The organism is Nocardiopsis sp. TRM 82005 (assembly GCF_056312425.1).
Genome location: NZ_JBWDTQ010000036.1, coordinates 1 through 25,185, shown reverse-complemented (window position 1 = coordinate 25,185; position 25,185 = coordinate 1). Strand labels below are relative to the sequence as shown.

Sequence of the window (25,185 nt, the reverse complement as noted above, 5' to 3'; positions counted from 1 at the left end):
GCACACCCGTGACCACTGCCACCGATCTGCGCAACAGCCTGGTCGACACCCTCCGCTCCCAGGGATGGATCAACGACCCGCGCGTGGAGAAGGCCATGCGTGAAGTACAGCGCGACCTCTTCCTGCCCGACGAGGACCTGGAAACGGCCTACGCCGACCGCAACATCGCGATCAAGAGCGGCCCGGCAGGAGAGTGCCTCAGCTCCGCCTCCACGCCCAGCATCGTCGGCATGATGCTCGAACAGTTGGAGACCGAACCCGGACAGAACGTGCTGGAGATCGGTGCGGGAACCGGCTACAACGCCTCCCTGCTCACACACCTGGTGGGACCGACCGGGTCGGTCACCTCCATCGACATCGACGCCGACGCCATCGCCCACGCCCGCGCCGCACTGGAACGGGCCGGAGTCGACGGGGTACGCCTGGTCCACGGCGACGGTGAAGAGGGGGTCCCCCAGCGCGCTCCCTACGACCGGATCGTCATCACCGCCGGGTCGTGGGACATTCCCGGCACCTGGTGGGACCAGCTCGTCGACGGAGGCCTCTTGGTCATTCCGCTCAGGTTCCGGGGCACGACCCGGTCGATCGCGTTCCGTCGCCACGGTGACCGGATGATCAGCGAGACCGCGCGCCTGTGCGGGTTCATCCCCATGCGCAACGACGACGGCGAACACGACCTCGACCTCGGCGGCGGTGTCATGGTGCGCTATGACGAAGACCAGGACATCCGCTCCGACGACCTGGCCGGGGTGCTGGACACTTCTCCCACCGCCACCTGGTCGGGAGTCACGGTCGGCGTCGAGCCGATCCACGGCCTCGGGGGACGGCTGGTCGTGGCCGAGCGGGGGACCAGCCGTATCGCTGCTCAGCCTGAGGCGGTGAAGTCGGGTCGGGCGCGACCGGTGATCCCGTCCATGACCCCCGCGGTGATCGAGGGTTCCTCGCTGGCCTACCTCACCCACCGACGCGAGGAAGGCGCCCGGGACTCCGAGCTGGGAGCCATCGGCCACGGCCCGGCCGCCCAGGAACTGTGCGCTCGGATCGTGGACCACGTGCGTGCCTGGGACAAGGACCGTGAGGACCGGTTGGCGTTCACAGCCGCCCGTGACAAGTCCCTGCTCGACGGCACATCGGGGCGTGTCATCACCAAGCGGACCACGCACCTGCTCGTCACCAGGCCGTAGCCGGCCAGGGGTGTGCCTGGACGGTTAGCACCGTCCAGGCACACTGTTGACGAGCGCGGGGATGTGTTCTGGCACTGAATTTTGTGGTTCTCTCACGGAGGGCCATGGAGACCTGTGTTCCTGAGCTACGTGCGTAGTTCAGGATGTTGATGAAGTACTCCTGCGTCTACTTCATCTGAGTTACGGACCGTGACGCACTACAAGATCAGTGCTAGAACCCATCTTCGCTGCACTCAACAAGTGGGATGTGTGACGGAGATGGCGGTCCCTACACAGGCCGGTCTCGGGGCTAGCGTGACCGGATTTGGCCAGAGGCCCATGCCCCGCTTTTGGCTGGTTACGGTCGCACCATGACCACTGATCCCTCACCCCCTCGATCGTCCTGGCGGAAACGTTTCCTGGAACGAGCCGCCTTGTTGCGTGAGCGCCTCGATCGGCGTCGCCATGACCTGTCCTGGATTGCGGTTACTGTCGGCGGACTCGGAGCGGCCGTGGCGTTGTGGCCTCTGGCCACAACGGTCTGGGATCTGCTCGGGTTCACCGAGGGCCAGACCTGGCGCGTAGCCGCAGTGGGGGTGTGCGCTCTGCTGCTGGCCGCCGGTGTGGCGGGGGTGAACTGGAAGCGCACCACTCCGGTGCGGTTGGTCTGGCTGATTCTGGCTGCCTGGGCGGTCGCCGCGGGTATGGTCGCGGCTATGACCACCCTGGCGTGGCTGGTGTTGGACACACCCCAGTGGAAACCACCTACGGAGCTCACACCCAAGAATCTGGACGCGATCGCCACTCGCGCCTTCGCCATCGTCGCTGGCTTGGGCGGTGTGGCCTTGTTGGTCATCGCCTACCGACGCCAACGTACAGTCGAGTCCGATGCCCAACGCGCGGAACTGACCGTCGCGCGTGAGAACACCAAACTGTTTACCGAGCGGTTCACCACCGCTGTGAGCCAGCTCGGAGAGGACCAGCCCGCAGTGCGGTTGGGCGGAGTACACGCCCTGGCTCATCTGGCCGACGACGCCCCTGAGGACCGCGACGATCTCGTGCAGATGGTGATCGACGTGCTGTGTGCCTACCTGCGCATGCCCTATGCCCCCGAGCCCGGCGAGTTGCCCGCTGACGCCGACGACGCCCAGCGCGAGGATCACCGCGCACGCACACTGGAGTTCGCCTCCTTCCGCGAGGTGCGCCACACCATCATCCGTATCATCGGCAACCACTTGCGCGAGCCCACTCGCTGGCGGGGTAAGGACTACGACTTCACCGGTGTCGTCTTCGATGGCGGTAACTTCAGCGGGGCCTGGTTCACCGATGGGGCAGTGGGCTTCAGCGAGACCATGTTCGTCGGCGGGACCGTGAACTTCAGCGGGACACGGTTCACCGATGGGACGGTGGACTTTCGCGGGGCCCGGTTCGTCGGCGGGACCGTGAACTTCCGCAGGGCCATGTTCGTCGGCGGGACCGTGAACTTCCGCGGGATCCAGGTCGCAGGCGGGACGGTGAGCTTCTTCGGAGCCTGGTTCACCGATGGGACGGTGCTCTTTGCTGGCGCCCAGTTCGCTAGTGGGGTGGTGAACTTCCGTGGGATCCAGCTCGCAGGTGGGAGAGTCGACTTCAGCGGGGTCCGGTTCACCGATGGGACGGTGGACTTCAACGAGGCCATGTTCGCTGGCGGGATCGTGAACTTCAACAGGGCCTTGGGGACGCGTCCTACCGGGTTGCTGGAAGCGATCGAGCACGGAGAACCTGGAGTGGTACTGCTATTTCCAGGGCAGTGGCGGCCGACTACTAACAAGAATGGCCAGCAGGGAGCCTCAAGCACGTCTGCTGATGCACCCGATCACTGACATCCTCACTGCGCCAACACTGTCGTGCTCGTTGCGTTCAACAGTCGCGAAGATGGACTCTGGCACTGATCTTGCGGTTGGCGCACGAAGAGTCACGGAAGCCTGTGGTCTTGGGCTGTGTGCGAATTTCAAGGGATCGGACCCGGATCCTCTGCCCCATCCGGGCAACTGACTGTCACCACACCACAAGATCAGTGCCAGAACCCATGTTCGTGCTCGTCAACACACAACCCTTCCTGGTCGCTGGTTTCCTTGGTTCAGCAGAACAGCTCATAGGTCATTTCCGAATGGAGGAGGGGGCATTCGGAAAACACCCTCCTCCCAGGGTGCTCGGTTACTGACTCCCTGGTGTCTTGCGTGTCTTAGGAGAGCGCCGGTTCCTTCGCTTCTCGGTTGGTGAGCGTCGACCTTGCTCGGCACTCACTGGTTGATCAAGCTGCCATAAGTGCAGGTGGTGGCGGGTTCACCTGGGGTTCACTGGGATCGCTCCCTGGGACACGGGGGTCTCCTGCGGGCACTCCCTTGGGTGATTCTTTACTCTGGGGATCATGGGTTGAGCGCCCTCCGAGTAGCTTTTGCGTGCGCAGTGAACCCCTTGTGAACCCTGACTGAGAACGCCGACGTGTTCCATGCGGATGTCATTTCTCGCTCGTGTTCGGGGAGGCATCCGTGTTCGCACCATCGCCGCTGGAAGTGGTCGAAACCCATTTCGTCCGCCTGGCGCCATCCCATCTGCTCCTGCACGGCACCAACTGCCACCCATGGCTCCAGGGCCGCGCCTACTCCCTGTACGAACTCCGCGACGTCCTCATGGACGAGGGGACGCCGTACGACGTGCGCGACGCGGTGTGGCGGCACACCATCCGCGCCGCCCGCCTGTCCCAGGACTGGATGGTCGGCGCGCTGGGGCTGTGCATGCCGGCGCTGCGCTCCACCGCTCGGCGCGCCTGCCGGGGCCTGAGCGCGAACGGAGTGGAGGCGGTGGAGTCCGCGATCCTGTCCGAGGTCATCCACCGGGTCCGCACCATCAGCCTGGACTATGCCCGCATGGCCTGGTACCTGACACAGCCCGCACACCGCGCCGCGCTCTCGGTGCGCAGGCACGAGCAGGAAGCGCCGATTCCGACCGGGGACCCGGGGCATCAGGAGGACCCTGACCCGGGCATGCAGGGCAGCCCCGACCTTCTGCTGGTGTCCGCGGCGCGGGTGGGTGTCCTCTCGCAGGCGGAGGCACGCCTGATCGCCCGGACCAGGGTGGAGAACGTCTCGCTGGCCGAGGAGGCGGCGGAGTTGGGGGTGTCCTACAAGGCTCTGGCGAAGCGCCGTGAGCGCGCCGAAGCCCGTCTGGTCTCGGCGGTGAGCGCGGGCGAGGTGGTGATCGCCGATGCACTCGTCCGCTCGCGGGGTCTTCATGAGCAGCGGCGCGAGCTCCGGCTCCTGGTGGCGGGGTCGGAAACCCGTTGGAGTCCGTTGTCGCATCGGCCTCTTCCCCGGGCTTCTTAGGGGAGCAGATACGGGCACTGGGCTTCGGCGGTGCAGCGCTGGGCCCGGTGCCCCTCCGGGGGCGAGGACACCGAGGGGGACGGGTGGCAGCAGCAACGCGATCGAGTGCGGGCCGGTGGGCGGTGGTGCTCCTGACTGCTGTCGGGGCGGCCGTGTGGTGGGTGGTGGTCGGTGACGAAGCGGCGTGGGTCTGGGCGGAGGCCGTAGCGGAGTCGGCGGAGCAGACCACTTCGGAGCTGCGGCAGGTCGTGAACCGGATCCGCCTGGTGATCATTGCTCTCGCCTCAGCGCTGGGGACGCTGTTCCTGACGATCGCGGCGGTGCGGTGGCTGGCCGCCAACGGCGAGCCGGGGCAGATCGACGGTGCCAAGAGGGCGTTGACCGGCACGGCGATCGGCTACGGCATCGCGATCCTGGCCACGGTGCTCATGGACATCCTGGACTGGATCGTCAGTGTGGGCGGGGGTGGCGCGTGACGTCTGCCTGGCGGCCCCCGCTGCAACCCGAACCCTCCGATGACCCGTTGCCGCCGCCCAGCGACGACCCGCTCCCGGAGCCGCAGGACCCCGGGCCGCGACCTGAACCCGAGTCCGAAGCGCAGCCGGCTCCGGAACGGGAGATCACCGACGATCCGCTCCCAGAGCCGCAGGATCCGCGCGAGGGAGAGCCTCCTCTGCGGGAACAGGAGGGATCTGGCGGTGACTCGATGGAGCTGGACACCGACGGGGACGTGTTCAACTGTGGTCTGGTCGACCCGGGCTGCCACGTGTCCAACTGGTTCGCCGATTTCGTGGTGTCCGGGCTGAACCCGGCCCTGGGCTGGCTGGCGGAGAAGGCGTTCCACACGCCGGTGCCGACCGAGGGCATGAAGGCCCTGCACAGCGGCATCCTCACCACCAGCAACACGCTCTTCGTGCTGCTCATCGTGGCGGGCGGGGTGGTGGCCATGGGCTACCAGAGCGTGCAGAGCCGCTACTCGGCCGCCGACATCCTGCCCCGGTGCGTGTTCGCCTTCGTGGCCTCGAACTTCTCGCTGTGGGCGGCCAGGGAGATGATCCGCGCCTCCAACCAGATCGCCGCGGCCATCGGCGCCGAGGGCATCAACGCTCACGAGGCAGCGGTCAACCTCCGCGACCGGATGGAGGTGATCCTGGAAGAGGCGCTGGTCTTCACCATCCTGCTCCTGGTCGTGGTCGTGGTGCTGCTGGTGGTGTGGATGGTCACCGAGGCGGTGCGTATCTGCATGGCCATCGTGCTGACCATCGCCGCCCCGCTGCTGCTGATCTTCCACGCCCTGCCGCAGACCAACCGGCTCGCCGAGTTGTGGTGGAAGTCCATGGCGGGCCTGTGCGCGATCCCGATCGCCCAGTCGGTGGTGTTCATCGCCATGGCCCGCCTGTTCTTCGAGGGGCAGATGACGATCTTCGGATCGCTGCGGGAGACGGCCGCGCCCGAGCAGGGACCTGACATGGCCCTGGACACCGGAACCGGTCAGAGCGTCACCCTGGCCGGCAGTGTGCTCGCCTCGCCCAGCCACGGGCAGACGGAGGACGCGGGCTGGCTGATGCAGATCATGCTGCTCCTGGTGCTGCTGTACGTGCAGATCCGGATCGGCTCCTGGGTGATGAAGCTGGTGTGGCAGCCCAACCCGGGTACCTCGCCCATCGCCGCGATGTTGAAGAACATCGCGGCGATGCTGGCCTTCAGGTCGATCGGCCGGATGCGGCTGCCCACGGCCCCGGCGGCGTCACTGAAGTGGCAGTTCTCCTCGCCGCGCACCCCCGGCCGCAAGCTGCCCCGCTACACACCCGGGCCCGGGGCGGGCTTGCAACCTTTGCAGCCCCAGGCGTGGTGGTACCGGGCCCGCCACGATCCTCCTGAGCCCGCCGGTGCCATCACCACAGGGGATCGGAGAGCGCTGCCGGGCCCCGGCGGAGACCACCGGGGCCCGCGCCCGACAGGTCCGGGACCCGCCATCGGTCCCACGGGCGCACCTCCCGGAGCGGCCGGTGGCCCATCGTGGCCAGGTGACCGCGTACGCGGTCCGCTCTCGCTGCCGGGACCGCGAGCTTTGCCGCCGGTACCGCCCCCGCGTCCGGTGCCACCCGCGTCGCTCCGGCGCGAGCTGGAGGTGGGCGGCATGCCCGGCTCACCCAGAGTGGGCCAACAGGTGCTGTTTCCACGTCCGGCCCCGCCGCCGAAGCCCTCGGCACCGGTCGCACCGCCCAAGCGCAGGTGGCGCCAGGGCGTGCTGCCGACCCCGCCACCGGTACGGGTGCCCGGCAGGCGCACCACGCCACGCCTGGGCCTGCCCGCTCCCGCACCCCGGCCCTCGGAGGGGCTGCGCCACCTGCCCGGCATGCCGCCGCTGACGTGGGACAAGCCGCCGCACGTCAAGGGCCAGCGGGCGCTGTTTCCCAACCCCAAGCGCGTGTGGAAGCAGTACGGGCTCTTTCCGCGCCCCGACCAGGACGCCAAATGATCGCTCGACGAGGAAGGAACCCGCGTGGCCTCTGAAGAAGCGTCCGCGTGGCGGGGACGCATCCCCGCCGATATCGACCGGCCAGAACCGGTCCTGTTCAACCTGACCGCGCGGCAGTGCCTGCTCATCGCCCCGGCCCTGCTGGCAGCCTGGGGCACCTACCTGCTTTTGCGCGATCTCGTGCCCCTGTGGGTGTTCGCGATGGCCCTGGCCCCCGTTCTGGGCGCGGTCATCGCCCTCGCGCTGGGCGAGCACGACGGTCGGGGCCTGGAGCAGGTCGCCGCCAGTGCCCTGGCGTGGGCGCGCGCACCCAAGCACCTGGTCTGTGCGCCGTCCGGGCACATCCCGCCGCTGCCCCGGTGGGCGCCCCGTCTGGGGCGCGGTCCCCGCCTGGCTCCGCTGCGGCTACCGGCGTCGGCGATCTCTCCGGAAGGGGTGGTGGACCTGGACGGCCGGTGCGCGGTGATGATCGCCTGCACCACCCTGCCCTTCCAGCTCGCCTCCGGGCGCGAGCAGGACCAGGTGCTCGCCGCCTTCGCCGGGGTGCTGGACGCCCTGTCCGAACCGGTGCAGATCCTCGTCCAACGGCGCAGCGCGGATCTGACCGAGTTCACCGCGATGCTCCGCGACAACGCCGACCACCTGCCGCATCCGGCGCTGGCCGAGGCCGCGATGGCACACGCACAGTTCCTGGACGAGATGACCGCCACCCACGAGCTCTCACACCAGCAGGTGGTGGTCGTGGTGACCGCGGCCGGTGCCGCTCGCCGAGTGGGGGCCGCTCTGCTGCGCAGGGCTCAGGACACCGCGGACCGCTTGGCTGCTCTCGGCATCCGCACACAGGTCCTGGACAGAGGCGAAGCCAAGCAGGTCCTGCGGGCGTCGATGGCCGCTCCCGGCGTGAGCCTCACCGATCCCGATCCGGACACCGACGGGTCCGTGGGAGTCAGCGACCGAGCGGAGACCAACAGCCCTGCGGATACCGACGACGAGAAGGAGCGCTGATGGTTCTCCGTAGCCTGCGGACACGACTCGGAACGCCCGCGTTGGGTGGACCAGCGCTTCGCCTCGGACCGCGCCATGTGGAGGTCGAGGGCGGGGTGTGCCAGACCCTCGTCGTCACCGGTTATCCGCGCGAGGTCGCTGTCGGATGGGCCGAACCCCTGCTCACCTATCCCGGCCAGCTCGACATCGCCTTCCACCTGGAGCCGGTGCCCGCTCCCGTCGCCGCAGCCCGGCTGCGCAAGCGTCGGGCCCGCTTGGAGTCGGCCCACCGCACCGGTGCCGCCCAGGGGCGGGTGGAGGACCCGCACCAGGTGACGGCGGCCATGGACGCGGCCGAGATCGCCGACCGCATCGCCACGGGTCAGGGCAGGTTGTTCAAGGTGGGGGTGTACATCACCGTGCACGCCCCCAGCCTGGAAGTGCTGGAGGCCGAACTCCAGCAGGTGCTGGCCCTGTGCTCGTCCCTGCTCGTGGAGGCCGTCCCCGCGACGTTCCGGCCGTTGCAGGGGTGGATCACCACCCTGCCGCTGGGGACCGACGCGCTGAGGGCGGGCCGGTCGATGGACACCGACGCAGTGGCCACGACGCTGCCGTTCACCTCTCCGGAGCTGGTCGCGGATCTGGGGGAGACCACGGTCGTCTACGGCACCAACACGCACTCCTGCGGCCTGGTGGCCTGGGACCGGTTCTGCGGCGGGCTGGACAACCACAACAGCGTGGTCCTGGCGCGTTCCGGGGCGGGCAAGTCCTACCTGGCCAAACTCGAAGTCCTGCGGTCGCTGCTGGTGGGGGTCGAGGCCGCAGTCATCGACCCGGAGGGCGAGTACCTGCGCTTGACCGAAGCGGTCGGCGGCACCCTCCTCCGCCTGGGCACTGAGAACGGGCGGCTGAACCCCTTCGACCTTCCCGCGCCGGGCACGGAGAAGGACGGGCAGGCGTTCACCTCTCGCGCGCTGTTCCTGCACACCCTGGTCACCGCGATGGTCGGCCAGTTGTCCGCGACCGAGAAGACGGTGCTGGACCGGGCGGTCATCACCGCCTACGCCGAGGCCGGGATCACGCGCGACCCCACCACGTGGGACCGGCCCGCTCCGGTGCTCGCCGACCTGGCCGCCGCTCTGGAGGACGTCGCGGCCGATCCCGATACGGGGGACGAACCGGGCCGCGCCGCACAGGCGCTGACCGACCGGTTGGAGCCCTTCGTCCACGGTTCACACGCGGCGCTGTTCGACGGGCCCTCCACCGGCCGGGTCGACGGGCACCTGACCGTGGTCTCGCTCAAGGAGCTACCGGACGAGGTCCGCCCGGTCGGTGTTCTGATCGCGCTCGACGCGATCTGGCGGCACATCACCGCCGGCACACCGGAGCGTCCCCGCATGGTCGTGGTCGACGAGGCGTGGATGCTGCTCCAGGACCCGGCCGCGGCCCGCTACCTGGCCCGGCTGTCCAAAGCCGGACGCAAGCACTGGGTCGGACTGACCCTGATCACCCAGGACGTGGGCGACGTGCTCGGTACCGAGCTGGGGCGGGTGGTCGTCGCCAACGCCGCCACCCAGGTGCTGCTGAAGCAGGCCCCGCAGAACCTCGACGCCGTCAGCGAGGCGTTCCACCTCTCGGGCGGAGAGACCCACCTGGTCGGTACCGCCCCCAGGGGCTCCGCGCTCCTGGTCGCCGGACACCAGAGGGTCGGCTTCCACCCCGTCGCCTCACTACTTGAACACCAGCTGATCACGTCCGACCCGGCAGAGCTCGCTGCCATGCGGACGGAGGGGACGGCGGGAGAAGAGGCGCAGGACGAAAGCCCCGCTTCTGCCGCGGACGGGTTCGATGACGAGGAGACGGTGTGATGGTCGGCTTCCTCGCAAGCGGCGGGTTCTTCCTGCTCCTCGGGACCGTCCCGCTGGCAGGGGCTGCGGTGTGTGCCCTTCTGGTCGGGGTGCGCCTGGCCCGCCACCACTACCTGTCCCGGGAAGCGCGGGTGGTGGAGATCCTGCCGCCGCCCGAGGCGACGCTGGAGAACGCCCAGGCCTTCTGGCAGCACGTGATGGGCCTGCTCAAACCCCGGTGGTCCCGGTGGCTGGTGCAGCCCCACCTGGCCCTGGAGGTGATCGCCTCGGCAGCCGGGGTGCGGTTCCAGGTGTGGGTGCCGGGTGCGGTGCCGCCGGGCACGGTGGAACGCGCGGTCTCCTCCGCCTGGCCCGGGGCGACCACCTCCACACGCCACCTCGCCTCTGGGGAGCCCCCGCTTCCCACAGGCGTCTACACCACCGGCGGCCACCTGCGGTTGGGGCGCAGCGAGGTCTTCCCGCTACGCACCAGGTTCGAGGACGACCCGGCCCGACCGCTGCTGGGGGCGCTTGAGGACCTGGTCGAGGGTGAACACGCCCTGGTGCGGATCACCGCCCGCCCCTCCACGGGGTGGCGGGCCGCGCGCGCCCGCCGAGCGGCGGCGCGCCTGCACGGCCACACCGGCCTGGCCACACACCTGGTGGACGCCCTCGACCCCACCGCCGGCTCTGCACCCCGGCGCCCGCCGGTGCTTCCCGGCACGGGGGACGACGTGCGGGCGATCCTGGCCAAGGCCTCCAGCCCGAGGCTGGCGTGCGATGCGGCCTACATACTCACCACCACCCACGTCGGCGACGCCGCCAGGGAACGTCTGCGGGGAAGGGCACACGGGATCGCCGCGGCGTTCGCCGTGTTCACCTCCGGCACCAACCACCTGGACCGGCGCTTCATGATTCGGCCCGGCTGGTGGGCGGTGAACCGCTTCCTGGGATACGGGTTCCTGCTCTCCGCGGCAGAGCTGGCCGGAGTGGCGCACCTGCCCACCGACACCACCGTGCCCGGCCTGACCCGGGCCGGGGCACGGCCCGCAGCACCCGCCCCGGAGGTTCCGCGCGGAGGGGAGAACGCCCGGGTGGTCGGCGACAGCGACGTCGGTACACGGCGCCCGGTCGCGCTGGGGGTGGTGGAGTCGCGCCAGCACACGCACATCCTCGGCAAGACCGGCTCGGGCAAGTCCACCCTGTTGGCCAACCTCGTCCTCCAGGACGCCGAGGCCGGACGGGCGGGGCTGGTGATCGACCCGCGCGGGGACCTGGTCACCGACATCCTGGCCCGCCTGCCCGAACACGCCATCGACAAGGTGGTGCTGTTCGATCCCGACGACAAGGCGCCACCGCCCCGGTTGAACCTGCTCCAGGGCGGCGACCCTGATTTCACCAGCGACACGGTGGTGGGGATCTTCCGCAGGATCTACGCCGAGTACTGGGGGCCCCGGACCGACGACATCCTGCGGGCGGCCACCCTGACCCTGACCCGCGCGGGAGACCCGAAGCTGACCCTGGGGGACGTCCCGCGTCTGCTGGCCGACGACGACCTACGCCGCAAGGTGATGGACAAGGTCACCGCCCGCAACGGTCAGGACGCAGCCCTGGAGGACTTCTGGGGCTGGTACTGCGGACTCACCGTCTCGGCCCGCAGCTCGGTGACGGGGCCGGTGCTGAACAAGCTCAGGACCGCGCTGCTCCGGCGCTGGGTGCGGCAGGTGGTTGCCTCGGGGCCGTCCACGGTCGACCTGCCCTCCCTGTTCGACACCGGACACCTGGTCCTGCTGCGGTTGCCGAAGGGGCGCCTGGGCGAGGACACCAGCTCGCTGATCGGCTCGTTCGCGCTGGCGGCCACGTGGCAGGCGGTGACCGCCCGCATCCACACACCCGAACACCAGCGCAAGGACCTGTGCGCGTACGTGGACGAGTGCCAGAACTTCCTCAACCTTCCCGGGAGCCTGGAGGACATGCTGGCCGAGGCCCGCGGCTACCGGCTCGGCCTGACCCTGGCCCACCAGGAGCTGGGCCAGCTGCCAGCGGATCTGCGCAAGGCGGTCTCGGCGAACGCGCGCACGAAGGTGTACTTCACCGCCTCACCCGACGACGCGGCCAGCCTCCAGCAGCACACGCTGCCCGTGCTGGGGGCCTACGACCTGACCCACCTGGGCGCCTACCAGGCCGTGGTCAGGCCCCTGGTGGGGGCCAGGGAGCAGGGGGCGGCGACGGCACGCACCCGGCCGCTGCCTGACGGAACCACGGGGAGGGCCGTCCAGGTTCGCGAAGCCGCACGCACTTTCGGGGCCCAGGAGGACCGACCCGCGGACGAGGTGCGGGGGAAGGCGGGGGAGACGTCGTGAGGCGGACGGAGAAGAGCGTGCTCGGGAACACCGTCGAGCGCACCGAGTACGGGTCGGCCCTGGTGTGGCTGGCACCCCGTGTGACACCGAGGGACAGGGAGATCCTGACCGGACTGTATGACCACCACGTCATGACCACCCACCACATCCACCGGCTCCACTTTCCTGAAAGCGGAGCTCGCCGTACGCGCAGGAGACTGCTTCTGCTGCACCGGTACGGGCTCATCGACCGGTTCCGGCCCTTCGGCCGGGTCCGTGTCCCCGACCACTGGGTGCTTGCCCCGACTGGCGCGGCCCTGGTCGCCGAACAGCGGGGAGTGGAGCCGGGGGAGCTGGGGTTCCGACAGGACCGTGTGCTGGCCTGGGCGCACTCCGGTCGGCTCGGGCACATGCTCGGCCTGGTCGAATCCCTGGTACTGGCCACCGAGGCCGCGCGCGACCTTCCCACTGCGCAGCTGGTGCGCTGGGACAACGAGCGCGAGTGCGCACGCCGCTGGGGACGCCACATCCGCCCGGACGCCTACATGCGCTGGCACCAGGACGGGGCCGAGCTGGACGTGTTCTGGGAGTACGACACCGGCAGCGAACCCCTGACCAAGGTGCAGCGCAAGATGGGCGGGTACGCGCGCCTGGCCAGGGAGAGCCGCCTGCCGTCGATCGTGCTGTTCGCGGTCCACTCCGACCAGCGCGAGGACCACCTCGCCGCGAAGCTGGCCGATGACGTCTCCGACATGGTGGGCGTCTACATCACCACCCATGCCCGGCTCGGTGCACGGGGCCCGGCCGAGGCGGTGTGGCGGGCCACCGACGCCCCGGACCGGTTGCGGCTGGTCGACGTCGCCTGCCGCCACACCGCCCCGGGGCAGGACGGGGAGTGATCCGACTCGCGGTCGCGGGAGCAGGAGTACTCTTCCTGCTCCCGGTGGTGTTCATCGGCGCCACGGCGGGCGAGGACCACCAGCTCGCCGCGATACCTCAAGGGGTGGAGGGCATTCCGGGCACAGTCCTGCTGGCTTATGCCCAGGCCGCCGCACGTCTGGAGGAGAGGTACCCGGGGTGCACGGGAATGACCTGGCCGGTGCTGGCCGGCATCGGGAAGGTCGAGTCCGACCACGCGGCCGGGCATGAGGTCTCCTTGTCAGGGGACGTGGACCCGCCGATCATCGGCCCCCGTCTGGACGGCCGCGGGGCCGGGGGCAACACCACACCCCACACCGACTCCGACGACGGCCGGTGGGACGGGGACACGGATTTCGACCGCGCGGTGGGGCCGATGCAGTTCATCCCCGCCACCTGGGCCTCCCACGGCCTGGACGCGACCGGGGACGGCACCGCAGACCCGCACAACGTCTTCGACGCGGCCTGGTCGAGCGCTGTGTACCTGTGCGTCAGCGCCCCGGAAGCGAAGGCGGTGGACTTCGCCGATGAGGAAGACCTCGACGCGGCTCTGCTGCGTTACAACCGCTCGGGCACCTACGTGAGGCAGGTGCGCGGGCACATCGAGCACTACACCGGGCTCGCCGCCCAGGCTGCCACCCGGGTCCCGGTGGCGGGCTCGGGCGCCAGTAGCGCGCAGGGCCGGGCGGCAGCGGAGTGGGCGCTGGACCAGGTCGGCAAGCCCTATCTGTGGGGCGGCACCGGGCCGCACGCGTTCGACTGCTCCGGGCTGACCATGCAGGCGTGGGCGGCGGCCGGTGTGGGCATTCCGCGGGTGACCACCGACCAGGTCAACGTCGGAACCCGGATGGGGCTCGGTGAATTGCAACCGGGCGACCTGCTCTTCTACGACACCGGATACGGTGCCTCGCCCTCGCACGTGACCATGTACGTCGGTGGCGGCCAGATGGTCAACGCACCCAGAACCGGCCAGCTGATCCGGGTCGAGCCGGTCGACGGCGACTACTACAGCGCCCGGTTCGTGGCAGCCGTCCGACCGGGCTGAACGGCCACCAAACACCCCGTGGGGCGCGGACAGCCGTCCGGTGCAGGCCGGGGCCGCGCTTGGGGACGGTGCGGGGACGTGGGGCGGCGTGCGGGCCGCTCGGGGCATGGCCGCCGGGCGGCCTTTTTCGCTTGTCGTGACTCTTCCGAACCGAACCGGTTGAAACTTCTCGCGAGTATGGGGAAACATCGCGAATACCGTTCAGTCCGGGTGAACGCTGTTATCCCGATCCTTTTTTCTATTTCGCATGTCTGAAATGGGGTCGTTTGTCATGTCTGAATGCGTTCTGAAGGAAGTCGCTGGCGCACCTCGCTCCGAAGGCTCCACCTCCAGGTAGCGGGGCTGTTCGCATCAGGTCGGAGGCGGCGAGGAAGCGCAGCTTTGAGGGGCGTACGACCTCGGAGCCAATGGCACCCGCCCCATTCCGGCCTGCTGGTGGCCCCAGGAAAACGACACAAGAGAAAAAGGCGCCCCGGTCGGTGCTGGCACACCGCCCGGGGCGTGATCCCCACCTGAGGTAGCAGGAGGAGAATCAGTGAGTCATGGTACGGGTCGGCACCGCAGGCGTCGACGTGGATGGGCCTGCCGCATGCGGTGGGCGATGGGCGCCGTTCTCGCCGCGATCATCGGCGCGGAGCCCGAGGTGAAGACCGCTGCCAGCCGGTATGCGGAACCACGCACGCCACGAAAGACGCGGAATCCCGGGAACGCGGCTCGGTGCCGGGAACCCGAGTGGGTTCGGCGCTACGACCAGGCGAGGCAGGCCCAACAGGCCCGAGCGGAAGCCCTTCTTGCGGGTGGCGGGAAGGCGATTGGGAGGGGCGGCGCCGTAAGTCCGCCGGAGCCGGGGTGGTGCGTGGACGATGACGGGATGCGGGCGGTGCGTCCCTACCTGGTCGCGCACGAACAGCGGCAGCGCTCGGGGCGTCAGCGAGAACTGGAGCGCGAGACGCGCCGGACACGGCATCATTCGGACGCCCTGACGGCGAGTGGTCCAGGGGCTCGTGGGGAGTGGGACGAACTGGCGGCCCTGGTGCGCCAGTGGAAGGCCCAACGGGTGCCCGTGGCCTGACCCGGGCAGCGGATCCAGGGCTGTCTCCTCATGGAGGCAGCCCTCCGTGCTGTCTGTATGGCCTTTGTATTTTCCCAGGTGGAGCGTGCGACATCGGAGCCGGGTGGTTCTCTTCACAGTTTTCGTCACGGTGAGTATTCAGAAAACAGTTGTCTTATTACTCTCAGTGTGGCTAGTGTCACCCTTCGGAAGCACGGTGTGGGGCCGTGTCTGGCGAGGAACCGGTGGTGAGGTATGCGCGCGCCTGCGGTGGGTTGGGCGACCGTAGCGGTGGTGGCGATGTCGACGGGATGCACGGCTGAGAAGGGGGACCCCGCGAGCGAACCGCTGAGCACGCCTTCCTCGCTGGCGGTCCCTGCCAGTCCGTCGTCGAAGGTCGAGGAGGCGGCGGTGGACGCCTATCTCGGGATGATGCGTGCGCTGGTCGACGCGTCCTTGGAAGGCGCCGAAGACCATGCCGATCTGAAGGTGTACGCCCGTGGGCAGGCGCTCGAACTGACTACGGACATGCTGGACGGTGCCACCGCCATGGGGGAGCCCGTACTGAACCCGGAGGTGGCGGAGGCCAGGACGGACGATGATCCGCCGACCGTCGTGATCGAGGACTGCATGGACAACACGGACTGGGTCCTGGAGGGCGAACCGGCACGAGACCCCGCTGACCGCAACACACGGCTGTACACGGCCACGGTCACCCTGGTCGAAGACCAGTGGACGGTCGAGGAGCTGTGGCTGGGAGAGCCCGGCGCGTGCTGACACGGAGGGTGCCACGAGGGCTCCTGGGCTGGGTCGCGGTCGCGGTGTACCTGACGGTGTGCGCGCCCGCTGCCTGGGGAGACACCTCCGGTTTCGACGGTCACACCTCGTGCAGCGGCGGTTCCTGCGAAGTCGTCGCCCGTACGCCCGGTCGCGACCCGGCCGTCTCCAGCGCTCCGCCCCAAGGCGGGCACAGCGCAGCCGACGAAGCGGGAACGCCCTGTCTGACACCGGACGTGGAGTTTGCCCAGTCCGGACAGGAGGGGCCCCTCCAGGTGCCCTTGGACACAGCCCTGTGCGCCAGCTCGGGAAGCACGGCGAGTCTCCCGGAATTCAACCCCGCCGTGCTGGCTGAACAGGCACGCGCCGTCATGCGCCTGCCCGCGCCGAAGATCGGAACGGCTCCGCCACCGGACAGCCCTCGCTTCGTGAACATGCCCTCCTGGATGTGGGTGGAAGCCGCGGACTGGGAGCCGGTCACGGCCACGGCCTCGGTCAGCGCCGGGTCGGTGACGGTGGTCGCGACACCGGAGCGGATCGTGTGGGACACCGGCGACGGCCACGAAGTGGTGTGCGAGGTGCCGGGCACCGTGTTCACCCGCGACGTGTACCGGGAGGAGGGGTCTCCGGACTGCGGCCACACCTACACCAGCCTGCCGCCGGGCGGCGCGGGCGCCCGGGTGGAACTGGCAGCGGTGTGGGAGTGGGGAGTGGCCTGGTCCAGCACCGACGGGAGGGGCGGAGAGCTGGAGGACCTGACCACGGCGGCCAGTGTGCTGGTGCCGGTCAGCGAGATCCACTCTGTGGTAACCGGCCACCGCTGAGGGCGGGGAGCAGAAGACGTTGAGGAAGAAGGGGGAGGGATGGTCGCGCTCGCAAAACCCGAACGAACCGACCGGGAAAGTGGGACTGGCCGTGCCAAGGACACCGGGCCGGAGTGGGAGTCCGTGCGGTTGGTGGCGGCCTCACGCCGCCGGTGGAAGTGGGGCCTGCTGGCCGGCGCGCTGATCGTTGCCGGCGGTGCGGCGGGGGCCTGGGCCGGACTGGCTGGGGAGGACACGCGCACGGTCGCGGTACTCGCCGCCGACCTGCCGGCGGGGCACCTCATCACGGCTGAGGATGTGGCCTCGGTGGATCTGGGAGCGGCTGACGGGCTTCGGCTGCTCACACCCGAGGTGGCGGAGGGCATGGTGCTGACACGGCCGGTACCGGCGGGTTCTCCGCTGGTGGCGGACTCGGTCTCCGACAGCGCCCTGTGGCCGGAGCGGGGACAGGCAGTGGTCGCGGTGCCGGTCTCCACGCTGCCCCAGGGGCTGGAGGCCGGGACGACGGTTGACCTGATCACCGCGGCGGTCGGGGAGGAAAGCGACGAGGACAGCTCCTCGGAAGCAGGTGCGGTCACGGGGCTGGTCCACCGTGTCGTGACCGGTGAGGAGGGTTTCGGCAGCGGCGGACACATCGTCGAGGTCGTTCTGCCCAGGGACCGAGCCGTGTGGTTCTCGCGCGCGGTAGCCGGTGGGGAAGCACAGCTCGCGGTGGTCAACCCGCACGAGGGGCTCCGGTCGTCCGAGGAAGAGGAGGAGCGCGAATGATCGTGGCAGTGTGCTCGTTGGGCGGGGCGCCCGGAGTGACCAGCCTGGCCACCGCGATCGCGGCGTGCTGGCCCTCGGCCCCTCTGACAGTGCCGGTGCTGGTGGAAGCCGATGCCTGTGGTGGTGACCTGGCCTCCTGGTACGGCATCGACACCGACCGTGAGACAGGACTGGTGTCGTTGGCAGCCGCCTCCCGCATACCGGTTCCGGTACCGGCGTCTGCTGAGGCATGGGCACAGGCAGGCGTGCAGGACGCCTCCTCGGCCGGTGAACCGCTGCTTCACCATGCGGTGGAGTTGCCCGGCGGACTCCGTGCGGTGGTGGCTCCCGCCGATCCGGTGGAGGCCGGACGGGCAGTGGACGCGCTCGTCAGCAAGTCCGCTCTGCTGGGGACGGGGAAGGCGACCGTGATCGACGTGGGGCGGGCGGTACCGGGGTCTGCGGGGGCGGCCCTGCTCCGCCATGCCGACGCCGTCGTGGTCGTCACGGACCCGGGGAACGTGGGGCACGCCTCCAGGATGAGAGCGTGCGCACCGGCCCTGGCGTTGCTGCGCCAGGAGGGAGTGCGCGTGGGGCTGGCTGTCGCGGAGTCCTGTTTCCACCCCGACGAGGAGGTGTCCCAGGTGGCCTCAGGGTTGCCGGTGTGGGCACGTATCCCGCAAGACCTGGTGGGAGCCGCGCTGGTGCGAGGCGAGCACCGCTCGCCCACCCGCCTGCGCGACCGCCTGGCCGCGTGGCGGTCCCAATACCGGGACCCCGACGGCCTGGAGTGGATGCCGCTGATCAAAGCGGCCAAGGCCCTGGCGGAACTGTGCGACGACCTTTCCGGGATCGGCGCGGCCTCCCCGGTGCGGCGTGCCATCGAGGCGGGCGCGGCATGACGACGACCCCCGAACGCCCACATTCGCTCTTCGCACCCGGCGACGAGGATGACGCACTGCGGGATACGGCGATCACCCTGGCCAACCAGGTCACCGAGCAGCTCGTCACCGTACCCGGTGGGGCAGAGGACACCGAGTACGTGGGACGGCTGGTGGACACCCTGCTGGAGGACCGGGCCCGCACAGCCCTGATCCGAGGGGAGGGAGAGCTCGCCGCGCCGGAGGAGGCACGGCTGCGCCAGCTCGTGCTGGACCACGTCTTGGGGCTGGGGCCGCTGGAGGAGCTGTTGGCCGAGCCCGGGGTGGAGAACATCCACATCACCGGATCGCAGCCAGTCATCGTCGACTTCGGCGGAGGACGCCGGGAACACCGTCCGGCGGTGGTGGCCGCTGACACCGACCTCGTGGCCCTGGTGCAGAGGGCTGCCGCCCGGGCAACCGGCGGCGAGCGCCGCTTCGACATGGGTGCCCCGATCCTGTCCATGGAGCTGCCGGGAGGCGAACGGCTGTCGGCGGTGATGCCGGGGGTCGCGGCCCGCCCGACCGTGACGATCCGCCGCCACCCCGCCCAGCACCTCACCCTGGGGAACCTGGCCAGGTCGGGGATGGTCGACCAGACCGCTCGCGACCTGCTGGTCGCCGCGGTGAGGGCGCGCTTGAACGTCATCGTCAGCGGTGCCACCAACGCGGGTAAGACGACGCTGCTCCGAGCCCTGCTGGCCACGGTGGAGGCCGAGCGGATCATCACGGTGGAGGACTCCCTCGAACTGGGACTGCACCGCCACCTTCCCGAGGCCGATGTCGTGGCCCTCCAAGGACGCCCCGAGAACATCGAGGGCGTCGGGGAGATCACCCTGGCCGAGCTGGTGCGGGCAGCGCTGAGGATGTGCCCGGACCGGGTCGTCGTGGGGGAGACCCGGGGGCCGGAGACGCTCGCACTGCTCAACGCCATGAGCATGGGCACGGACGGGTCGATGTCCACCATCCATGCCTCGTCCAGTCAGCAGGTGTTCGCCAAACTGGCCGCCTACTGCGCCCAGTCATCGGAGCGGTTGAGCGCCTCGGCGACCGCGTCCCTGGCGGGGACTGCCCTGCACCTGGTGGTGCACATCGACACCACCGCGGAGGGCCAGCGGGCCGTCACGAGCATTCGTGAGGTCGTGGGCTCCGACGGTGACCAGGTGCTTTCCAACGAGCTGTACACGCGTGAGGCCGCGGAAGCCACGGGCGCGATGGTGTGCGCTCCCAGCGGCGTGGGCGGCCGACGCCTGTCCCGCGCCGGATATGTGGTGCGGGGGTGGGCGTGATGCCCTGGTGGGACTGGACGATGGTCGGACTGGCCGTAGGAGGAGCCCTCCTGGGCTCGGGGATCGCCTGCGCCGCCTACACGACGAGCCTCGTTCCCTGGCGCACCGCAGGAGCTTCACCCTCCTCAAGGCGCTGGACCGTGTTCCTGCGCCAGCGCCGGATGTGGGTGCGCGCAGCCGGTGCCGCAGGTGCGGGAGCAGTGGCCGGCCTGGTGACGGGGTGGCCGGTCGGGGCGGTGATCGCCGCGGCGGCCGGGTGGTGGCTGCCCGCCCTGCTCGGACCCGACACCGCGAACCGTGCTGAGGCCGACCTGGCGGAAGCACTGGCCTCCTGGGCAGAACAGCTCCGGGACATGATCACCGGAGCCGCCGGGCTGCACCAGGCCATCGCCGCGACCGTGACCGTCGCCCCGGAGGTGATCCGCGACCAGGTCGCTGCCCTGGAAGCGCGGCTGCGCGCTGGCCAGCCCATGGACCAGGCGGCGGAGGCCTTCGCCGCACAGGTCGACTCCGACCTGGCGGACCTGATCGCGATCACTCTGATCATGGGCGCCTCCCGTCAGAGCGGCGATGTGGCCGGGGCGCTCTCGCGCCTGGCCGAGGCCGCCCGGGACAGGGCGACGGTGGTGGCCCGGATATCGGCCTCCCGGGCCAGGGTGCGCTCCTCGGTACGCATCATCGCCGCCGCCACCACCTTCATGCTGGTGGGACTGGCGGCGTTCAACCCCGCCTTCCTGGAACCGCTGGACACTGTCTCCGGTCAGCTCATCCTCGGTGCGACCGGAGGCCTGTGGGCGGCCTCGTTCTTCTGGCTGGCCCGCCTCGCCCCACCGCCGAAGCAGCCGCGCCCCTTCAGCCTCCTTCCGGCAGAGGCCGGCGGAGCAGGAGGCGGTGTCCGATGAGCGCCGTGGTGCTGGGAGCCGCCGGGGGTCTGGTGGGAGCCGGGGTGTGCGCTGCCGCCTACGCCCTGCGCCGCCCCACACTGGCCGAGCGCCTCACACCCCGTCCACGGCCGGAGCCGCACCCCGTCGCCACGGACGGTTGGGCACACCGGACCGGCCGCCGCGCGGGTCACCTCCTGGCCCGCGCCGGTGTCCCCGGACCGGCCATGACCCGCACGCTCACGGCAGCGGGCACATCGCCGGAGGCCTACCGGGCGGAGAAGGCCGCCTCCACCGGAATCGGGATCCTGCTGGCGACCGTGCTGGCTACCGTCGGCAGCGCGGTCCTGCCCGGCCCCGCGACCACATGGCTGCTCGCCGCCCTGGTCGCCGGAGGCTGCATCGCGGCCCCGGACCTGGCAGCCCGCAGAGCCGCCGCCGAACACCGAGCCGAGCTGAGGGCGGCCTCCTCCGCGCTGGCGGACCTGGTGGTGATGGGTTTGGCCGCCGGGGCGGGGACCACCGGCGCGTTGGCCACCGCCCTGCACCACGGCAAGGGGCCCGCTCCCAAGCGGATCCGCACCGCAGTGCAGACCGCGATGCTGCGGCACCGTCCTCCCTGGGAGGGGCTCGACGCCCTCGCCCGGGAAACCGGGGTGCGGGAGCTGGGCGAATTGGCGGCCTCACTGCAACTGGGCGGTGCTTCAGGGGCGCGTACCCGCACCTCGTTGGCCGCGAAGGCCACCTCCCTGCGTGTCCGCCTCCTGGCCGAGACCGAAGCCTTCGCCCAAGCGGCCACCGAACGCATGACCCTGCCGACCATGGGCCTGGTCGCCGGGTTCCTGCTGCTGATCAGCTACGTCGCCCTCGCGCACATCACGGTGGGGTTCTAGACAAGGAGAGGTGTGATGAGGAGTCTCCTCCAGCGCGTCCAGCACCGCGCCCGTACCTGGACCACTCCGCCGCCGGACGCATCCACCGATACCGGATCGGCGACCACGGACTGGATCCTGATCATCATGGTGTCCATCACCATCGCCACCGTCGTCGGAGGGATCCTCATCGGAGAGTTCACCACGGCGGCCGAGTCCATCGACCTGGGCGTGAACAGGTGAAGCCCGCCCCGCACCGGAGCAGCCGACGGCGAACCGGGCACGACGACCAGGGCAGCGCCGAGCCGCTGTTCATCCTGCCCCTGGTGTTCGTGATGCTGCTGGTGGTGACCCAGGTGGGGATGTGGGCGCACGCCCAGCACCGCGTCCAGGTCATCTCCTCACAGGCCCTTGCTACGGCGCGCGCCTACGACGGCTCCGTGGCAGCGGCCTACGAACAGGCCGAACAGGCGCGCGAACAGCTCGGCGGCGGGATGTTGTACCAGGTCGATGTCCGCGTCGACCGGGGTGCGGCTCACGCGCGCGTACGCGTCCGGGCCCGAGCCGTGAGCCTGCTGCCCGGGACCGGTCTGCCCGTGGCCTCGGAGGCGTCCGGGCCCGTCGAACGCCTCACACCATGAACACCCCGTGCCGGAAGCGGTGCCGTGAGGACCGTGGGAGCGCCTCGGTTGAACTGTCCCTGCTCGTCCCGGTCCTGGTCGTGGCTCTGGTGCTGATGGTGATCGCCGGACGCCAGGTCTCGGCTGCCCTGATCACCCGGGACGCCGCCGCTGCGGCAGCGCGGTCCGCCTCCCTGCAACGGGACGCGGCTTCCGCACGTACTCACGCCTACCGGGAGGCCGGGCGGGAACTGGATGACCGGGGGGTGGTCTGTTCCCCCTTCACCGCTGTGGTGGACGCCTCCGGATTCGAACCGGGCGGGAGCGTGGAGGTGCGGGTGGCGTGCACGGTCACCGTGGTCGACCTGGGCGGGCTCGGCGGCGAGCGCACCCTGACCGCCACCTCGACCTCCCCGGTGGATCCTTACCGAGAGCAGACGCCATGAACCGCGCTCCCCGGAACCACAGGCGCCGTCGGACCGGCGGAGGCGACGGCGGACACGCGTCGGTCTTCCTCATCATGCTCGTCCCGGTCCTCACGGTCGTGTTCGCGCTGGTGTGGGAGGGCGGGCAGATGCTGGCCGCCAAGTCCGAGCTGCTGCACGCCGCTCACTCGGCCGCACGGGCGGGCACGCAACAACTCGACACGGTCACCACCCTCGAACGAGGCGGGACCCCGACGCTGGACACCGCTGCGGCCCAGCAGGCCGCTGCCGACCACCTGGCCTCGCAAGGGCTCACCGGCCGGGTGCTGGTCGAGGAGGAGCGGGTGACCGTGCTGGCCCGCACCACCTACACCCCCGCCCTCCTGCCGCTCACCGCGACGCCGATCGAGGCCGAAGCCACGGCCACCGCTCTCCAGCCGTCTGCGCGATGACGAGCAGTCCCTTCCACACAGCACCTCCAACAAGACAAGGAAAGTGCGAAGGTATGCCGCGAAGTGCCTGGTCCATGGCCGCAGAAGCCGTGGTCACCGTCGTGATGCTCATCGGCCCCGCCCTGCTGGCGTCTCGACTGGGGTGGCCGCTGGGAGAGCACACCACGTGGACGTGGCTGTGGCAGTACCTACGCGGCGGCCGAGTTCCGGACGAGGCCGTGATCGCCGTACTGGTGGTGGCTCTGTGGACGCTGTGGGCGGTTCACCTGGCCGTCGTAGTCCTCGACGTCATCGCCCTGCTGCGAGGCCTGGTGCCCCGGGTGGGACTGGTGCGGCTGGTGTGGGTACTGGCGGCCGGGGGCGCCACCGCGACCACCGCCCAGACCGTGGCGCTCGCGACCCACACGGACACGGCGACCGCGGTACCGGTGCTCCCTGATCCGACCGGGCAGGAGGCGGAGGGTTCCGAGGAGCAGCCGGATGACCGGCCGAAGGGAGCGATCGACCGGGTGCGCCACCTGCCGTACTTCGGGTTCGATTCAGCCGAGCTGACCCCCGAGATGGAGGAGTCGCTCCAACCGACCATCGACCTCATCAGCGGTTTCGGCCGGGCCGAGGAGCCGGTGGTGGTCACCGGGCACACCGATCCGGTCGGCGATCCCGCCTACAACCGGAACCTGTCCGAGCAGAGGGCGCAGGCCGTCGCGGACTACCTCGCCCAGCGCTTGGAGAACGCCGACTTCGAGGTGCGGGGCGCCGGTTCCGCCGAGCCTCCCGCGAACCCCCAGGCGCCTTACGGGGAGCACCGCCGAGTGGAGATCGCCTACACCGTCCAGCCCCTCCCGGCCAAGGAAGAGGACCCGGCGCCGACCACACAGCCCAACGCCGAGAACACCTCCGACGGCGCTTCCGAGCCGGAGCGGGTGCGGTTGGACGTGACCACCGCGAGCGATGGAGCGCCGGAGCCGGACCCGCTTCTGGTGGGGGCCGTGGCCGGGGCAGTCGGCCTGGGAGCGGGATACGCAGCCGGGCGGCGACGCGCATCCCGCCTCCGAGCGAGTCCCGCTGCCCCTGCCCCGGTCCCGGCACCTGCTCCGGCGAGCGCTGAGGACACCACGCCCGCAACGGGTGATCTGTTGACCGAGGACCGGCTCGGGCTCACCCGCGGAGCCATCGACGAGGACGGCTATGTGCTCGTCTCCGACACCGTTCGGGTCAACGGCCGGGACGGGGTGGCATTCGTCGGAGCCCACTCCGCCGCCGTCCTGACCGCAGTCGCCACAGACCACGCGCCCGAGCCGGTGATCTCCACCCGCGCCGCCCTCGCGGCACTGGGCGGCGTGAAAGCACTTCCCAAGGGTGTGCAGGTCGTGGCCGACCTCCCCGGAGCGCGGAACGCGGTGGAGAGCGAACTCCTCACCGCCACACGGCGCCGCATGGAGGAGTCCGACGGCGCCCCAGAGGACGACCACGCCGCGTGCACTCCCCGAATCCTGGTGGTGTGCGATGCCGACGGCCTCGATGAGGCCCACGGGCTGCCCGAGGCCCCGGACGACGCCACGGTGGTGGCGTGCGTGCTCGGTGAGACCGACCGTGCCGCCGTCGCCCTCGACTGCGACGCCACCGACCGAGTGCGGGCGAGGTCCGCTCACGCCGAGGCCTGCCGTGACGGCATCGCCCTGCGCCGCCACAGCCCGGCGGAGCACAGCACGCCGAGTGAGGCGGCCTCTCTCCCGGCAGAGGAGGAAGCAGAGCCAGCGGTCCCCGTGACGCTTCCTCCTGTTCCCACAGCACCCGACACGGAAGAGGACGCGGCCGCCTGTCGGGTGCGGTTGCGCTTGTTCGCCTCCACCCTGGTGACCCAGGTAGACGGCAAGGAGGTGACCGGGCTGCGCTCGGTGGCCCGCGCCCTCCTGGCCTATCTCGCCCTGCACCCCCGCGGGGCGAGCGCAGAGGACATCGCCCAGGAGTGCTTCGCCGCGCTGGAGCCTGCCCGAGCGGTCTCCGCCCGCAAGAACGCGATCAACAGCATCCGCTCATCCTTGCGAAAAGCACTACAGGAACCCGGGCAACCCGTGCTCGCGAACCGCAACGGCCGGTACACACTCAGCCTTTTTCATCCTGCTTCTCGGAGTTGAAGGACGAGCACGGCTCGGGTGATCTCGCCGGCCCGGTGCGGGC

23 protein-coding genes are annotated in these 25,185 nt (G+C 70.2%); all 23 read left to right on the top strand.

Going from position 1 to position 25,185, the window contains the following annotated elements; genetic code table 11:
- Positions 1 to 8 precede the first annotated feature (8 nt).
- The 23 genes from fxlM (at position 9) to AC0T5L_RS24535 (ending at position 25,142) form a co-directional block, all read left to right on the top strand.
- Positions 9 to 1,184: a methyltransferase, FxLD system gene (gene fxlM, locus AC0T5L_RS24645; protein ID WP_476167873.1), complete on the top strand. Its 1,176-nt coding sequence runs from the start codon at positions 9 to 11 to the stop codon at positions 1,182 to 1,184.
- A 491-nt stretch (positions 1,185 to 1,675) separates the two neighbouring features.
- A complete protein-coding gene (locus tag AC0T5L_RS24640; protein ID WP_476167872.1) occupies positions 1,676 to 3,025 on the top strand; it encodes a pentapeptide repeat-containing protein in 1,350 nt (449 codons plus the stop codon).
- A 669-nt stretch (positions 3,026 to 3,694) separates the two neighbouring features.
- Positions 3,695 to 4,528: a sigma-70 RNA polymerase sigma factor region 4 domain-containing protein gene (locus tag AC0T5L_RS24635; RefSeq protein WP_476167871.1), complete on the top strand. Its 834-nt coding sequence runs from the start codon at positions 3,695 to 3,697 to the stop codon at positions 4,526 to 4,528.
- Positions 4,529 to 4,611: 83 nt separating this feature from the next.
- Complete coding sequence (locus AC0T5L_RS24630; protein ID WP_476167870.1) at positions 4,612 to 5,004, top strand: hypothetical protein; 393 nt, start codon at positions 4,612 to 4,614, stop codon at positions 5,002 to 5,004.
- A complete protein-coding gene (locus AC0T5L_RS24625) occupies positions 5,001 to 7,010 on the top strand; it encodes a TrbL/VirB6 family protein (RefSeq protein ID WP_476167869.1) in 2,010 nt (669 codons plus the stop codon). Before AC0T5L_RS24630 ends, AC0T5L_RS24625 begins: the two co-directional genes overlap by 4 nt.
- A 24-nt stretch (positions 7,011 to 7,034) precedes the next feature.
- A complete protein-coding gene (locus AC0T5L_RS24620; RefSeq protein ID WP_476167868.1) occupies positions 7,035 to 8,015 on the top strand; it encodes a PrgI family protein in 981 nt (326 codons plus the stop codon).
- Positions 8,015 to 9,862: a VirB4 family type IV secretion system protein gene (locus AC0T5L_RS24615; protein WP_476167867.1), complete on the top strand. Its 1,848-nt coding sequence runs from the start codon at positions 8,015 to 8,017 to the stop codon at positions 9,860 to 9,862. The genes AC0T5L_RS24620 and AC0T5L_RS24615 overlap by 1 nt, the downstream gene beginning before the upstream one ends.
- On the top strand, positions 9,862 to 12,204 hold the full coding sequence (locus AC0T5L_RS24610) for a type IV secretory system conjugative DNA transfer family protein (protein ID WP_476167866.1): 2,343 nt from the start codon (positions 9,862 to 9,864) through the stop codon (positions 12,202 to 12,204). The genes AC0T5L_RS24615 and AC0T5L_RS24610 overlap by 1 nt, the downstream gene beginning before the upstream one ends.
- Complete coding sequence (locus tag AC0T5L_RS24605; protein ID WP_476167865.1) at positions 12,201 to 13,082, top strand: replication-relaxation family protein; 882 nt, start codon at positions 12,201 to 12,203, stop codon at positions 13,080 to 13,082. Before AC0T5L_RS24610 ends, AC0T5L_RS24605 begins: the two co-directional genes overlap by 4 nt.
- On the top strand, positions 13,079 to 14,146 hold the full coding sequence (locus tag AC0T5L_RS24600; protein ID WP_476167864.1) for a C40 family peptidase: 1,068 nt from the start codon (positions 13,079 to 13,081) through the stop codon (positions 14,144 to 14,146). The genes AC0T5L_RS24605 and AC0T5L_RS24600 overlap by 4 nt, the downstream gene beginning before the upstream one ends.
- Positions 14,147 to 15,002: 856 nt before the next feature.
- Positions 15,003 to 15,218 (top strand): hypothetical protein, encoded by a 216-nt coding sequence (locus tag AC0T5L_RS24595; protein WP_476167863.1) that lies wholly within the window; start codon positions 15,003 to 15,005, stop codon positions 15,216 to 15,218.
- A 234-nt stretch (positions 15,219 to 15,452) separates the two neighbouring features.
- Positions 15,453 to 15,974 carry a hypothetical protein gene (locus AC0T5L_RS24590; protein ID WP_476167862.1) on the top strand — a complete coding sequence of 174 codons (522 nt, stop codon included), beginning with the start codon at positions 15,453 to 15,455 and terminating at the stop codon, positions 15,972 to 15,974.
- Positions 15,968 to 16,798, top strand: coding sequence for a hypothetical protein (locus AC0T5L_RS24585; protein ID WP_476167861.1), 831 nt, complete (start codon positions 15,968 to 15,970; stop codon positions 16,796 to 16,798). Before AC0T5L_RS24590 ends, AC0T5L_RS24585 begins: the two co-directional genes overlap by 7 nt.
- Before the next feature lie 39 nt (positions 16,799 to 16,837).
- The gene (locus AC0T5L_RS24580; RefSeq protein WP_476167860.1) at positions 16,838 to 17,566 is read left to right on the top strand and encodes an SAF domain-containing protein; all 729 of its coding nucleotides are present in this window, start codon (positions 16,838 to 16,840) and stop codon (positions 17,564 to 17,566) included.
- On the top strand, positions 17,563 to 18,447 hold the full coding sequence (locus AC0T5L_RS24575) for a CpaE/TadZ family protein (protein WP_476167859.1): 885 nt from the start codon (positions 17,563 to 17,565) through the stop codon (positions 18,445 to 18,447). The genes AC0T5L_RS24580 and AC0T5L_RS24575 overlap by 4 nt, the downstream gene beginning before the upstream one ends.
- A complete protein-coding gene (locus AC0T5L_RS24570; RefSeq protein ID WP_476167858.1) occupies positions 18,444 to 19,754 on the top strand; it encodes a CpaF family protein in 1,311 nt (436 codons plus the stop codon). Before AC0T5L_RS24575 ends, AC0T5L_RS24570 begins: the two co-directional genes overlap by 4 nt.
- Positions 19,754 to 20,656, top strand: coding sequence for a type II secretion system F family protein (locus AC0T5L_RS24565; protein WP_476167857.1), 903 nt, complete (start codon positions 19,754 to 19,756; stop codon positions 20,654 to 20,656). The genes AC0T5L_RS24570 and AC0T5L_RS24565 overlap by 1 nt, the downstream gene beginning before the upstream one ends.
- Positions 20,653 to 21,528: a hypothetical protein gene (locus tag AC0T5L_RS24560; protein ID WP_476167856.1), complete on the top strand. Its 876-nt coding sequence runs from the start codon at positions 20,653 to 20,655 to the stop codon at positions 21,526 to 21,528. The genes AC0T5L_RS24565 and AC0T5L_RS24560 overlap by 4 nt, the downstream gene beginning before the upstream one ends.
- A 15-nt stretch (positions 21,529 to 21,543) precedes the next feature.
- Positions 21,544 to 21,750: a hypothetical protein gene (locus AC0T5L_RS24555; RefSeq protein ID WP_476167855.1), complete on the top strand. Its 207-nt coding sequence runs from the start codon at positions 21,544 to 21,546 to the stop codon at positions 21,748 to 21,750.
- Positions 21,747 to 22,148 (top strand): TadE/TadG family type IV pilus assembly protein, encoded by a 402-nt coding sequence (locus AC0T5L_RS24550; RefSeq protein ID WP_476167854.1) that lies wholly within the window; start codon positions 21,747 to 21,749, stop codon positions 22,146 to 22,148. The genes AC0T5L_RS24555 and AC0T5L_RS24550 overlap by 4 nt, the downstream gene beginning before the upstream one ends.
- The gene (locus AC0T5L_RS24545) at positions 22,145 to 22,573 is read left to right on the top strand and encodes a TadE/TadG family type IV pilus assembly protein (protein ID WP_476167853.1); all 429 of its coding nucleotides are present in this window, start codon (positions 22,145 to 22,147) and stop codon (positions 22,571 to 22,573) included. The genes AC0T5L_RS24550 and AC0T5L_RS24545 overlap by 4 nt, the downstream gene beginning before the upstream one ends.
- The gene (locus AC0T5L_RS24540) at positions 22,570 to 23,004 is read left to right on the top strand and encodes a TadE/TadG family type IV pilus assembly protein (protein ID WP_476167852.1); all 435 of its coding nucleotides are present in this window, start codon (positions 22,570 to 22,572) and stop codon (positions 23,002 to 23,004) included. Before AC0T5L_RS24545 ends, AC0T5L_RS24540 begins: the two co-directional genes overlap by 4 nt.
- A gap of 53 nt (positions 23,005 to 23,057) precedes the next feature.
- Positions 23,058 to 25,142, top strand: a complete 2,085-nt coding sequence (locus AC0T5L_RS24535; protein ID WP_476167851.1) for an OmpA family protein — start codon at positions 23,058 to 23,060, stop codon at positions 25,140 to 25,142.
- Positions 25,143 to 25,185: the final 43 nt, after the last annotated feature.

Excerpts from the sequence above, each read along its gene's own strand:
- AC0T5L_RS24615 (WP_476167867.1), top strand. The coding sequence starts at position 8,015 with ATGGTTCTCCGTAGCCTGCGGACACGACTCGGAACGCCCGCGTTGGGT.
- AC0T5L_RS24610 (WP_476167866.1), top strand. The coding sequence starts at position 9,862 with ATGGTCGGCTTCCTCGCAAGCGGCGGGTTCTTCCTGCTCCTCGGGACC.
- AC0T5L_RS24590 (WP_476167862.1), top strand. The coding sequence starts at position 15,453 with ATGCGCGCGCCTGCGGTGGGTTGGGCGACCGTAGCGGTGGTGGCGATG.
- AC0T5L_RS24580 (WP_476167860.1), top strand. The coding sequence starts at position 16,838 with ATGGTCGCGCTCGCAAAACCCGAACGAACCGACCGGGAAAGTGGGACT.
- AC0T5L_RS24575 (WP_476167859.1), top strand. The coding sequence starts at position 17,563 with ATGATCGTGGCAGTGTGCTCGTTGGGCGGGGCGCCCGGAGTGACCAGC.
- AC0T5L_RS24570 (WP_476167858.1), top strand. The coding sequence starts at position 18,444 with ATGACGACGACCCCCGAACGCCCACATTCGCTCTTCGCACCCGGCGAC.
- AC0T5L_RS24565 (WP_476167857.1), top strand. The coding sequence starts at position 19,754 with ATGCCCTGGTGGGACTGGACGATGGTCGGACTGGCCGTAGGAGGAGCC.
- AC0T5L_RS24560 (WP_476167856.1), top strand. The coding sequence starts at position 20,653 with ATGAGCGCCGTGGTGCTGGGAGCCGCCGGGGGTCTGGTGGGAGCCGGG.
- AC0T5L_RS24555 (WP_476167855.1), top strand. The coding sequence starts at position 21,544 with ATGAGGAGTCTCCTCCAGCGCGTCCAGCACCGCGCCCGTACCTGGACC.
- AC0T5L_RS24545 (WP_476167853.1), top strand. The coding sequence starts at position 22,145 with ATGAACACCCCGTGCCGGAAGCGGTGCCGTGAGGACCGTGGGAGCGCC.
- AC0T5L_RS24540 (WP_476167852.1), top strand. The coding sequence starts at position 22,570 with ATGAACCGCGCTCCCCGGAACCACAGGCGCCGTCGGACCGGCGGAGGC.
- AC0T5L_RS24535 (WP_476167851.1), top strand. The coding sequence starts at position 23,058 with ATGCCGCGAAGTGCCTGGTCCATGGCCGCAGAAGCCGTGGTCACCGTC.